The sequence below is a fragment of the Nevskia soli genome, from assembly GCF_903970205.1.
In the GTDB taxonomy this organism is placed as follows: Bacteria; Acidobacteriota; Terriglobia; order Bryobacterales; family Bryobacteraceae; genus Bog-113.
This window is the reverse complement of sequence record NZ_CAJCHS010000017.1, coordinates 1-12,783: the sequence shown is the minus strand read 5'-3', so window position 1 is coordinate 12,783 and position 12,783 is coordinate 1. Positions and strand designations below refer to the sequence as shown.

At 56.0% G+C, this 12,783-nt stretch carries 8 protein-coding genes; 4 read left to right on the top strand and 4 right to left on the bottom strand.

Features of this window, described 5'->3' with window-relative positions; translation table 11 throughout:
* Position 1 precedes the first annotated feature (1 nt).
* Genes H1Y01_RS00890 through H1Y01_RS00875 form a run of 4 tightly spaced genes read left to right on the top strand, consistent with a single transcriptional unit; the run spans position 2 to position 9,179 of the window.
* On the top strand, positions 2-3,952 hold the full coding sequence (locus H1Y01_RS00890; RefSeq protein ID WP_180538211.1) for a phage tail protein: 3,951 nt from the start codon (positions 2-4) through the stop codon (positions 3,950-3,952).
* Between the two features lie 60 nt (positions 3,953-4,012).
* A complete protein-coding gene (locus H1Y01_RS00885) occupies positions 4,013-6,742 on the top strand; it encodes a non-contractile tail sheath protein (protein WP_180538210.1) in 2,730 nt (909 codons plus the stop codon).
* A 40-nt stretch (positions 6,743-6,782) separates the two neighbouring features.
* A complete protein-coding gene (locus H1Y01_RS00880) occupies positions 6,783-7,985 on the top strand; it encodes an ABC transporter ATP-binding protein (protein ID WP_180538209.1) in 1,203 nt (400 codons plus the stop codon).
* 21 nt (positions 7,986-8,006) lie between these two features.
* Complete coding sequence (locus H1Y01_RS00875; RefSeq protein ID WP_180538208.1) at positions 8,007-9,179, top strand: M24 family metallopeptidase; 1,173 nt, start codon at positions 8,007-8,009, stop codon at positions 9,177-9,179.
* Between the two features lie 3 nt (positions 9,180-9,182).
* Here the strand turns inward: H1Y01_RS00875 and H1Y01_RS00870 are convergent, their stop codons facing one another.
* Genes H1Y01_RS00870 through H1Y01_RS00855 form a run of 4 tightly spaced genes read right to left on the bottom strand, consistent with a single transcriptional unit; the run spans position 9,183 to position 12,743 of the window.
* Positions 9,183-10,352 (bottom strand): phosphoglycerate kinase, encoded by a 1,170-nt coding sequence (locus H1Y01_RS00870; protein WP_180538207.1) that lies wholly within the window; start codon positions 10,350-10,352, stop codon positions 9,183-9,185.
* Between the two features lie 24 nt (positions 10,353-10,376).
* On the bottom strand, positions 10,377-11,321 hold the full coding sequence (locus tag H1Y01_RS00865; RefSeq protein WP_219341155.1) for an N-acetylglucosamine kinase: 945 nt from the start codon (positions 11,319-11,321) through the stop codon (positions 10,377-10,379).
* Entirely contained in the window at positions 11,321-12,013 is a 693-nt protein-coding gene (nth, locus tag H1Y01_RS00860) for an endonuclease III (RefSeq protein ID WP_180538205.1), read from the bottom strand. Before nth ends, H1Y01_RS00865 begins: the two co-directional genes overlap by 1 nt.
* 16 nt (positions 12,014-12,029) lie before the next feature.
* Positions 12,030-12,743, bottom strand: a complete 714-nt coding sequence (locus H1Y01_RS00855) for a zinc finger Ran-binding domain-containing protein (protein ID WP_180538204.1) — start codon at positions 12,741-12,743, stop codon at positions 12,030-12,032.
* Between the last annotated feature and the right edge of the window lie 40 nt (positions 12,744-12,783).

Sequence of the window (12,783 nt, the reverse complement as noted above, 5' to 3'; positions counted from 1 at the left end):
CGTGACCCCGACCCTATACACAGCCAAAGAACAGCTCATTGCGGATACTCCCCTCTTGTTATTCGACTGCACGTTCTCCGACGGCACGGACGTTTTGACCGAGAGTTGGAGCACTCACGCCGTTCTGATCAATGGCACGCTCTATCAACCCAGAGTTTTGAAACAGAATGTGTTTCAGATGCAGATCGGCTCCGACCTGGGCATCGATACGCTTCCTAAGATTACGATTGAGCTAGCCAATGCCGATTCCTATATATCGGAAATCAATCAGAATATTGGGGTGAAAGGCGGCCAAGTCACGGTTTCGATCGTGTTCTACAGCTTCGCGAATAGTGCACCTTCAAGCAACGTGCAAGTACTGTTCAAAGGAATTCTCGATTCGCCGGACCTTATCACCGAGCAGACGTTCCGGGTGAGCGCGAGTAATCGGTTGTCTCTGCAGCGCGTCGTGCTGCCGGACACAAGAATCCAGAAACGTTGTCCCTGGACGTTCCCGGCTGATCTACCCTCGCGCCAGCAGGCTGCCTCGGGCGGAACAGCCGGACAGTACTCACGCTATTACCGGTGTGGCTACTCTCCCGATGTCGACGGCGGATGCGGCAATTTCGAAGTCGCGGGGGCGTCGCAGCAGCCCTACACAGCTTGTGCCTATACCCGTAGCGACTGTACCCTAAGAGGGATGTTCAATATCGATACTTCCAATCGCACGACAGCGCGGTTCGGAGGCATCGAATTTGTACCCCCGACGATCGTCGTACGCAGCGCGGGAGAAAAGGGGTCCCACCTCTCGCCGGTCGACGACAACGAGGCGCGCTACAACGATTTCGTCCCTCTAGTTTATGGGACTGCTTGGTTTCACCCGAGTATCGTCTTCTCTAGAAACGACGGAAATCTAACTCACTTCGAACTTCTGCTTGGAATGGGACCTATCGAGGATATTCAGATGGTCCTCGTTAATAGCATTGAGATACCAGCAGCTGTTTCCGGCCAGAATATGACAGGGACAGGATGGTATACGCTCGTCAGCAGCGGAACTCGGTCCGGCGCATTTAACCTTGACTTTACTGACGCGCAGGGAAATCCGTTGGGCGACCCTTACGGCAGCATGGCTTATCTCGCCGTTGTTGTCCCGAACAGCATCAACGACGGTTCGGATCTGCCCTCAATCGCGGTGCTCATAGATGGATTGTTGACTCAACAGTATGACGCCAATTCCAATAGCCTAGGTCAGACGTTCTCCAATAACCCCGCGTGGGTCATCCTCGACGTGTTACAGCGCATTGGTTGGGCTTTTGCGGAGCTCGATATGAGCACGTTCGCCGCCACGGCTAGCTACTGCGCTGAGCAGATCCAGACGACTGACCTCTTTGGAAATCCGGTGATGACGCCGCGGTTTCAGTGCAACTTAGTTATTAAGAGCCGGCGCGCCGCTTCCGACGTAATTCGAGGCATCCGCAACGGTTCGCGGCTTTTGTTGCGTTACGGATCTAACGGTCTGCTCCAACTGATCGTTGAAAACACCGTTGCGCTTCAGCAACCAGCTCTTCCGGCAAACAGCAACGCCGTCTCTACTGTTGATGGCGGTTGGGCCGCGTACGAGTTCGGAGACGGAACCAATGGCACTACCGGAATTGCGCGGACCAGCCAGGGCGCGTCAAGCGTGAGCCTGAAGGCCCGATCTTCAGCCGATACTCCGAACCGGTTCAGCGCGGAGTTTCAGGATGCCTTCAACGACTATCAGCAGGACAGCCTTTCGGTAGTAGATGTGGACGACGTCGCAGCAATGGGACAGGAGATCACAAGCACGACACCGGTACTCGGTCTTCCGCACTACGATCAAGCGGCGCGAATCCTGACCTTCTTCTTATCGAAGAGCGTGCAGGGCAATAGCATCATTGAGTTCACGACGAGCGCCAAGGCTCTTGGCCTGACTCCCGGCGACATTATCACATTCACGTATAACAAAGAAGGCTTCTCGCGCACAACTTTTAGGGTAACCGGGATCCAACCCGGGCCTAATTACCGGACGGCGGTCGTCACGGCCCAGCTTCATATGGACGCGTGGTACGACGATACGAACGGTCAAACACCCGCGGACGCTAGCCGACGTCAAGGCAACACGGGAGTCAACTTACCGCGACCGCTCGCCGGGGTCGTCTTGGACAGCAGCGGAACCTTGCAGTTCGGAGTATCTGAATCATGGAGCCAGGCGCCCGACGGCACCGCGACGGTAACGGCTAGCATCGCTTTCGCGGCTCCGGGCGCAAGCACGCAGGGAGCTCCAGACATCCCCTTATTATCTTTGGTAGCAGGCATCCAAAGCTCAGGTGGATCGATCACCAGCGGCCAAACCTTGTACTATGCGGTCACAAGCGTGGGCGCGAGCGGCGCCGAGAGTCCGCTTTCTTTCACGGTACAGGCCGCGGTAAATACGGGTTCAAGCACGAACACGATTAGTCTGACCGGCCTCAGCTTTCCTTCGAATGCATTGACGTTTAACGTGTACCGCGGACCGAATCCAAGCAACCTGTTTCAGATCGCATCACATCAGCCGTTGACACAGGTGTTCGTGGATCTAGGTCTGCCCGTGACGCCGGTTCTACCGCCCGATCCTAACTACGACCACGCGGACTTTTACTGGCGCATGGAACTGCAGCCGGAGACACCAGTTACGATCTTCGGCTCGAATACGATCGGCTCAAGCGACCTCGAACTAATACCTGGCACCTACGACGGGATGGTGGTCCGAATCACGGGGGGGGCCGGCATTGCACAGGAATTGGAAATTTCGACAAACACCACGAATACGCTTACCCTCGCAAGCCCGTGGGTCATCCAACCCGACTCGACGAGTCTGTTTGTAATCGCGCAAGGCACTTATCAGTTTGGAGCGACCACGCAGACGAGTCCGGCCCAGTTTACGATTCCTAACCAGGCCTTGAACATAATCGAAATCTCCGGTCGCGCCGCGAATAGTAATGGCTTTGAGGCGCCCTATGGGATTTCCCCTCTGACGCGATATCGGATCGGCGGGGCTCCCATCGATGCCGTGGACTCGGCTCCTCCGGCAATTCCCACATTCGGTGTGACAATCCCGAACAACGTAGGCGGCACTATCCTGTTCGGCCCAGTGTCGTTTCTGGATTTGACGAACACGTCAACGGCAACCGCCGGCACGTACGCGATTCATTATCTGGATGAGTTAAACCTACAACCAGCGGGAACCTTGACCGCCGGTATCGGACCGTCAGATACAACACTGACTGTTTCGACGGCGCTCACGGAGACCCCGGTATTCTACATTCTTATCGATCTAGAGATCCTCGCCGTCTCCGCGCTGGACGCAACAGGGATTTCTCTCACGGTGACTCGGGGCGCCCACGGCACAATACCCGCCGCTCATCTATCAGGCGCGGATGTGTTCGCGTTACTTCAACAGGTCTGTGTCGTGCCTTTTGTGAAAGACTTCTTCGGAACAGCTGCCAGCGGTGACTGGGGTTACCCGTATAGCATGCCGAACGTACGGATTATGAGTACGGAGTGTACGATTAGAAACTCACAAGGTAATAGCCCGACGAACAGCCTCAATTTCGTGAATTTCGGCGGTTACCGCACACTTTCGGGTGGCCAGCTATCATTCCAGATCGGCGGTTTTTTATCTGTTCAGACCGGAGCCGCTCCCGACATTATCATCGACGCACCAAAGGTTGTGGGAAGTCTGTATGCTGTCGTAAAGCAGGCCGCGGTCGGCGCGTCGATAATAATTAACTTAAATCTCAACGGTAGCCCTTTCTGCAGCCTCACGATCGCGGACGGAGCCATGAATTCGGGCGCACCGATGAGCGGCGCCAACCTTTCCGCGATGCTTCCTCAACAGCAGTTGAGTATCGATATCGCGAGCGTTGGTCTATCTGTTCCGGGTAGCGATCTTACAGTTACCCTCATCGTATGAGTTATGGCGGAAACGATTCAGAAGCTTCAACCAAACCGCGACTTACAATGTTATTTCTTCATGCCGTCGGCGATCGCCGCGCTCAGCAGCACGAGCGAAACCGGGTTTACCGTGTCAGGCACCTGGCGGCAGCAATTTGATTGGGCCGTAATCGAATGGAATCGAGATAATACGTTTGAACATCCGCTGTTTCGAAACCTTCCGGACGGTGACCTGAGCGAACTCACGCTTACTTATCAGGAAAGCCGCTCGAATTGTATTTCGCTTGACTCCAATTTGTACCCCACGGTCGCGTGGCCGTATCTTAGGTTCTGGCTCGACGGACCGGACGGCGACGTTTTTCGAGAGGTCCGCCTGGCCGACTACGCCAGTCCGGCTGCCGGGCAATATGGGGCCGCCTCAGCGCTTTTCTCACTAACGGGCGCCGCTACCGCGGGAGATCTTATAGAGCTTGAATGGGATGCGTCGGAACACTATAACTACACAATCGCGGATGGTGACACGAATGGCTCAGCCATAATCCAGCTGGCTTCAATTATAAACTCGATTTCCACAACTGTCAGTGCGAGCGCGACAGGCAGCACGATCCTTTTGACGCGCCTCGACGCGACCGAGGGGATCAACGCGAACGCGATTGGGGTTTATGGAACGGTATCTGGCAGCCAGACGGAGGTATGGCAGCCCGTTTCACAGACGTTCAGCGGCGGCACATCACCCGCAACGTGGCAAGTAACGATTCCGTTCGCGTCGCTGACTGATATCCTGACCAACGAGACATTTAGCGCGACTAACGTTCGCAAAATGCGCTGGACTTATTCCGCTGCAATCCAAACGGCGTCCTATCAGCGAAGTGAATTCGAAGTCTCAGTGACAAACTGGTCCGTCGCGGGCAATAATCGGGCTTATAGTGTCGCCGGGCCGGGATCTAGGCGGATCGAAGACGATTCTACAACTGTGGCCTACGCGGGCACGTGGTCGCCATCCTCGGCCAACAAAGGGAACTTCTCCGGCGGCTCAATCGCGTACACGACTGCGACGGGTTCTTCGCTTTCCTGCATGTATACCGAGCCGGCTGCGCACTCTCTATATCTTGGTACACGACAAGCCCCCGGATGCGGTACTGTTCAGATTACGATTGACGGGGGAGCGCCGTCGAGCTTCAACTGTTACCTCTCGGATGATGAGCTCGTTCGAGTAAGTCTGGGAAACCTGGCCGCCGGAAACCACACCATCGACGTTTTGTACACCGGGGCTAATGGCTACTACTTTTATTTCGATTTTCTCGAGATCGCTTACCCAACAAACGACCTGCCCGATCAGCCTGCAATTGCGAATGTCACATTGGCAACTGATTGGGATACGGAACACTCGCTGGCGCTGGCGCCCGAACGTACCGCCTGGTTGATTTCTAAGTTGGGTTTTCAAGGTCGTGCCAATCATTATCAAGGCGCGCTTTGGTTCTTTGAACTAACGCGCCTGGGCCAGGTTTATGCAACCGCAACGATCACGTTCGGTGGAATCTCAGCGCTAAGCGCCCAGACGATCGTAAACATCGACGACACGGACTTTACGCACTTGCACCTTCAGGGGGATGACACCGTAACCGTGCCAATCGCCCTAGCGCTTCAAATCAATAATGGCTCAACGGGGGTGTGGGCGGGGGCTGGCGAGAATGTGCTGACGATTACCTCGCGTCTGATGGGAACCGCCGGCAATGCGACCACTCTAGCGGTAAAGGTGCTCGAGGACCCGAACGATCTGAGCACCTTTACTGCGACCGCAAGCGGCCCTAGCTTGGCGGGCGGTGTTGATGGAACGCCCGGCGGCGTTGCCTTTCAGGATGTTGCTGCGAATGTGGGGTGGCGAACCGACCTGTCCGCAAGTCCCCCTTTGAACCGGGCGGCGCGCGATTGGTCGCAGGCATTCTTCGAAGCGCTTACAGGCTATGGGATTCAGGCAACGACCGCTTTCAGTACGGAACTTCAGTTCGCTGATCCTTCAACTCAAGTCGGCGTGGCCCAGCGGTATTCCAACGGCCGACCTTGTGTCGTAAATACGCCGGCTATTCAAACGAACTTCTCGACAGCTAGTCTCAGCTTTTGGCAAAGCGTCCACCTTTGTATGGCGCAGACCATGGCGGCCGGAGGACAAACTCCGTACCTTCAATTTGGCGAGGTGCAATGGTGGTACTTCCCCGGGGAGGAACTAACATCTCCGCCGTCTGAGCCAAGCATGCCGTTTTACGACGCTTACACTCAACAACAGTATCAATCTGCATACGGAACCGCGTTACCGCTCATCGCCACGAATACAGTCGATCCGACAACTGTGCCGCAAGCGGCCGTGCTACTCCCCAGCCTGATTGGGCAGTTTACTTCGTCCATCATGGCGTATGTGCGCCAAAGCGTCGGAAACGCACAGTTTGAAGTACTCTATCCGCCGGATGTTAATGATTATGCACTCACGCAAGTTATAAATCTGCCCGTCTTCGCGTGGACGGCTCAAACACTCAATTGCTTCAAGACGGAGAATTTCACTTTTACTGGAAACCGGAATTTGGATCAGGCGCTGAATTCAATCGGAGTTCCGCTCGCGCTCTCATTTCCGGCGGATCAGACTGCTCACTTGGTGGGGATCGGCGATTATACGACTCCGTGGGAGAAAGAGGCGGGTCTGGCGGTGGGCGCGGGCGTTGAGAGCGTTGTGCTGTTTGCGCTTGACCAGTTTTGTCTTATCGGTTACCCGACGGACTTCTATCCGAACATCCAGAGTGGTTCTTCGATGGCCTGACCGCGCAAGGGTAAGCTATCGTAAGAACAGCTAACTTGTGTTGCTCGTTCAGAATGTCTCAAGAGTCTATCGCCTATATCGAAGGCCGTCGGACCGAATCGTGGAGATGCTGCGCTTCGGGCGCGCCAAGCTTCACACTGATTTTTGGGCGCTGAAGAACGTCTCTTTCTCGCAAGAACGGGGAGAGTTCGTTGCGCTGGTCGGACCGAATGGATGCGGGAAGAGTACGCTGCTCCAGGTAGTCAGCGGCATCTTACGACCGACCGGCGGGTCTGTCCTTGTGCGAGGGCGCGTCGCGGCTCTTCTGGAACTAGGCGCGGGATTTAACCCCGATTTCACCGGTCGCGAAAATGTGCTGATTAACGGCGAACTTTTGGGCTTATCCCGGCTGGCGATGCAGCGCGCATTGCCGAAAATCGAAGAGTTTGCCGGAATTGGCGAGTTTATCGACCGCCCCGTCAAAGAGTACTCGAGCGGCATGTATGTCCGGCTCGCTTTTTCTACAGCGATTCACGTTGAGCCGGAACTACTCATCGTCGATGAAGCTTTGGCCGTCGGAGACGCCGCGTTTGCCAACCGCTGCATTCATAAGTTCCGTGAATTACGCGACCAGCGCGTCAGCGTGCTATTCGTTTCCCATGACATGGGGCTTGTAAAGCAGCTTGCGGATCGCGCTCTATTCCTTCTGCATGGAGAGTTGCAAGCGCAGGGCGAGCCTAAGACAGTGATTGACCGATACATCGCTAGCGTATTGGAATCGTCGGCTGGACATCAGAGGGTCGACCGATCAGGCAACTTACAAGCGACCCATCGGCACGGCGATCTCTCCAGCGAGATTATAGAAGCGAAGCTGATCAACTCGGCGGGTGTCCCAATAAACACGATATCAACCGGCGACTGCCTCCAGATACAAATCACGTGCCGGTTTCATCGGGCGCAGTCTTCGCCGACAGTAGGCATTCTCGTGCGCAATCGCATTGGAATCGATATATACGGCACCAATACTCGAATCGAGGAAGTAGACCTTGGTATGTTCGCGCAAGGGGATTTATTGGACGTCAAATTCCGATTTGAGTGTTGGCTTACACCGCAACAGTACGCGATTACCGTAGCCACCCAAAACGAGGATGGTAGCAGTAACGATTGGTTGGATGACGCGATCGTGTTCGATGTTGTAGGGAGCCGGCAGACAGCGGGGATCGTGGACTTGCGGGCGGATGTAAGCTGGAAAAAGTCCGGGTGATGCGTCCGGAGCGGAGAGCACATGAACGTGACGAGTATTCAAGACCAATTGATCGATCAGGAGTTGGATGGGTGGTTGTTCTTCGACCATCATCATCGCGACCCGCTTGCCTATCGCGTACTCGGTCTGGATCCAAACCTTCACGCCTCCCGGCGATGGTATTACTTCGTTCCTGCAAAGGGTGAACCTCGCAAGCTCGTTCACCGCATTGAAAGCCGGAACTTAGACACGCTCCAAGGAGCCAAGCATGTGTACTCCAGCTGGGAAGAGCAGACTAGTGCGCTCTCTGAATTGCTGGCTGGATCGAAACGCGTCGCCATGCAGTACTCCCCTAATTGCGCGATTCCCTACGTCTCTAACGTTGATGGCGGCACGCTCGAGCTTGTCCGGTCGACCGGGGTCGAGGTGGTGAGTTCCGCCGAACTTATCCAACACTTCGAGGCCCGGCTAGATTCGGCAGCGCTTGATTCGCATCTGGAGGCCGGGGTGTTAGTGGATCAAGTGCGGCGCAGTGCTTTCCAGTTCATCGGTCACGCGTTGCGTGCGAACCGATCGGTCACCGAGTGGGATGTGGCAGCGTTCGTTCTCGAGGCTTTCGAACGGGAGGGATTACTTACAGAACACGGACCGATCGTTGGCGTTAACGAGCACGCCGGCGATCCGCACTATGAGCCGTCGCCGACCGCAAGCACGCCGATAGCGATGGGCGATTTCGTGCTTCTTGATCTCTGGGCGAAGTTTCAGCGGCGAGGAGCAATCTTCTATGACGTCACGTGGACCGCGTTCTGTGGTGATAATCCTCTATCTGAGATGACTAAGGTGTTCGGGATTGTCCGTGACGCCAGGAATGCGGCGGTCGATCGCGTCAAGACAGCATTTGAGAACGGCGAGAAGCTATACGGATTTCAGGTTGACGATGCGGCGCGAACACTCATTCGAAATGCAGGGTATGGAGATGAGTTCGTTCACCGGACAGGTCATTCGATCGGCATGGACATACATGGGAGCGGGGCGAACATGGACAACTTAGAGACCCATGACATACGCCGCGTGCTGCCGTGGTCTTGCTTCTCAATCGAACCGGGTATCTACCTGGACAACTTCGGTGTGCGGTCTGAAATCAACATGTTCATCGATGCAACTACTCCGCGGGTAACCGGCGAGCAGCAGCAAAGTCTGGTTCTAATCAGCTAACCTCTACTTATCGGTCAGCGCCGCTACTCCCGGCAGTTCAATCCCGGCGAGGAACTCAAGCGAAGCGCCGCCCCCGGTAGACACATGCGAAATCTTGTCTGACACCCCCGCGCTCTTGATCGCCTTCTCGGAATCGCCGCCGCCCACAACCGAGATCGCACCCGAGGCCGCTACAGCTTTGGCGAGCGCAACAGTTCCTTTGTCGAACGGAGGCTTTTCGAACACACCCATCGGACCATTCCAGATGATCGTTTTGGCTTTCGCGATCTCATGCGAGTACAAGTCGATCGTGGCGGGCCCGATATCAAGACCCATCTGGTCGGCGGGAATCGTTTCGACGACCTCGTTTGCGGCGCCTTCCTTTAACTCCGCCGCGACCACGTGATCGACGGGAAGCAATATCTTGTCACCGTGGTCCTTCATCAACTGCCGGGCGAGATCAAGCTTGTCATCTTCCACTAGCGACTTACCGATAGGTTCGCCTTTTGACTTGATAAAGGTATAAGCCATCGCGCCGCCGATCATCAGGCGGTCGACGATACGGATTAGATTTTCGATCACGTCCATTTTGTCGGAAACCTTCGCCCCGCCGAGAATCGCAACCGCGGGACGCTGCGGGTTTTGGGTGACCATGGACAGATACTTCAGTTCTTTCTCCATTAAGAGGCCGGCAGCCGCCTGAGGAACAAACGCGATCATTCCTACTGTAGAGGCGTGCGCGCGATGTGCCGTTCCGAAAGCATCGTTCACGTATAGGTCACACAAGGACGCGAGTTCTTTTGAGAATCCCGGATCGTTGGCTTCTTCTTCGGGATGAAAGCGAAGGTTCTCAAGGAGCAGAATTTCGCCGGGTTTCGGCAGCATCGCAGTTACCGAGGGACCCACACAATCGGGCGCCATGGCGACCGGACGCTTGAGTATTTCCGAGAGCCGGGCGGCGCATGGCTTCAGGCTCATCTCCGGATTGACTTTCCCTTTCGGACGGCCCAGGTGAGAAGCAAGAACCAGCCCCGCTCCGTGTTCCAGCGCGTATTCAATGGTAGGTACAGACGCTTTGATGCGCTTATCGCTCGTGATTTCCTGCCCGCCGTTCGCTAAAGGCACATTGAAATCGACGCGGATGAAAAGGCGCTTGCCTTGAAGATCAAGATCCTGGATTGACAGTTTTCCCATGGCCGACTCTTGAGCTTAGCAAGGTCATTTGGTCTCGGGCATTCCACTAACGACCACGTCTCGATTCACCGCGCGGAAAGCCTCCAGCAGCGCTCCGGCGGCCGGACCGAAAAACGGCGGTCGATACGAACAGCCGTCCGTCAGTTCTACAAGCAGACGAAATCGCGCATGCAGCGTTTCGCTTCGGAAAACACCGCCGACCGGCGACACGGACAATACGACTTGATCCCCACTTAGTCGTGCCCGAACCGACGCTGCGTTTGCAGCCAGAATCTGGGCTGCTTGCTCCATAATCGCCCGGGCGAGCGGGTCGCCGCCGGCACCTTCCGCATCCACAAGCGGAGCTAGAGTGGCGATTCGAGAACGCGGCCACTTAGGCGAGTAGAACATATGAAGTAAGTCGTTGGCCGTGGAACAGCCGGTTTCACTTCGTAGCATGCGATGGAGCGAAGTCGGCGGGCCCCAGCCTTCTTCGAAACGCAGCGCCGCCCGGATTGCCTGCCGGACGATATCGAAAGCGCTTCCTTCGTCACCGAAGATGTAGCCCCAGCCGCCGGCCCGAACCATCGGTTGCGCACCGCTGCGTCCGAGAGCAATCGACCCGGTACCCGCGATCACGACGATGCCGCTTCCGCCGGCAGTTGCACCTGCGAGAGCGATCACACTGTCGTCGACGACGGTCAAGAGAGAACATCGAATGATGCCGCGAAGTAGGCTGCTCTTATCCGCGGTTCCCCCACTCATCCCACAGCAGACGGACTCGAATTCGACTAACTCGGGATTGAGCGACGCGCGCGAACAAGCCTCAGCGATGCTTGTCGAGATCGCGTTTATGAAACGGCGCGTCGCTTCGGGTCCACTAACATGATTACAGGGACCTGCAGTTCCCCATCCGAGCACTCGACCCTCTTCATCTGCGATTAGTGCAGTCGTGCTACTCTGTCCGCCATCGATTCCGAGAAACAGCATCAAACAGTCTTATCGGCGGAGTAACAGAGCTTCTCAAGCGGGCATTCGGCACAGCGGGGGTTCCTAGCGATGCAGAGAGCCCTTCCATGCAAGATAATCTGGTGTGAAAACAGGATCCAGCGCGACTGGGGAACGATGCGCATCAGATCCTGCTCGATCTTAACGGGTTCCGTTTCGCGGGTGAAGTCAAGACGTTTCGAGATGCGCTGCACATGAGTATCGACAACGACTCCGGTCGCCACGCCATAAGCCGTACCAAGCACGACGTTAGCTGTCTTCCGGGCGGCCCCTGGGATGGTGAGCAGTTCGTCCATAGTGCGCGGAACAACACCGCCAAACTCTTCGACTACCTTCGTCGCCGCGCCGACAATGGACTTAGATTTGTTGTTGAAGAAGCCCGTGGAGCGAATATCTTCGGCGAGTACTTCGGGACGCACGGCGGCGAAGTCCTTCGGCGTTGGATACTTCGCGAAAAGGCCCGGAGTAACTTCGTTGACGCGCTTATCTGTGCATTGTGCGGATAAAATCGTCGCAACTAGCAGCTCCCAAGGATCTCGATGAGTAAGCGCGCAGGTCGCGTTCGGATAGGTGCGGTCGAGGACTTGGTATATCTCTTCGAAGCGCGCCTTGCGGGCAGCAGCGGTTTTCGGGCGGACCTGCCCATGACGGAGTTTGACGCGTTTAGCAGTCACTAGAGTAAGTTACGCGCTAGGGCGAGGTAATCTCAACATCCGGATTCACATTCTGCCAGTCGGGAAACTCATACGGTTTTAGCTTTGTGTCGAACGGCACACTCATGTCACGTGATTCATACGGGCCGAGCGATTCAAGCTTGAAGCGGAAAGTGCCCGCCGAATCCTCATCCGAGCGCTGCGTGCTGGCGTACACCGTGACTGTTGCCGAAAGATTGTCGAACGAATTCTGAGAGTGATTGACAACCACAAATCGCGCCTCCGGCTTCTTCTTCGGACCTTCGGTGAGGCGGATACCAACGACCTCGACATACTTCTGAATCGGGTTCGTGACCTTCGTACGCGCGACGTTCGCGGCCGGGTCAAGGCCCGTCGACGTAGCTTGCTTACGCCCGTTCCACCAGGTAATTCCGTAGTAAATCCCGAAGCCTATGCCGACAATCGCAAGGAACGAAAGAATCGTTAACAACAAAGTTGGAACTCCGCCGCGGGCTGCTTGGCCCGGCAAGGTGGGGCGGGCTGATTTGGGCATCGGAGGCGCAGCGACAGATACGGAAACACCCGGGTTCAAGACGGGGTTTAAGGCGGGATTCACAACAGGGTTTGCAGCCGGAATCTCCGAAACTGCGTCCGGCTCGACGGGGTCGTCGAAGCGGGCGCCGCAATTTACGCACGTAGTCGCGGAAGGCGGGTTGTCGCGGCCGCAGCGCGCGCAAATCCAGGAGAACATACCTTCAATCTAACGTAGTGGCGCGGAGTCCCATGCTTTA

Coding starts and splice junctions, on each gene's coding strand:
- H1Y01_RS00855 (WP_180538204.1), bottom strand. CDS start 12,743: ATGTTCTCCTGGATTTGCGCGCGCTGCGGCCGCGACAACCCGCCTTCC.
- H1Y01_RS00885 (WP_180538210.1), top strand. CDS start 4,013: ATGCCGTCGGCGATCGCCGCGCTCAGCAGCACGAGCGAAACCGGGTTT.
- H1Y01_RS00870 (WP_180538207.1), bottom strand. CDS start 10,352: ATGGGAAAACTGTCAATCCAGGATCTTGATCTTCAAGGCAAGCGCCTT.
- H1Y01_RS00875 (WP_180538208.1), top strand. CDS start 8,007: ATGAACGTGACGAGTATTCAAGACCAATTGATCGATCAGGAGTTGGAT.
- H1Y01_RS00865 (WP_219341155.1), bottom strand. CDS start 11,321: ATGCTGTTTCTCGGAATCGATGGCGGACAGAGTAGCACGACTGCACTA.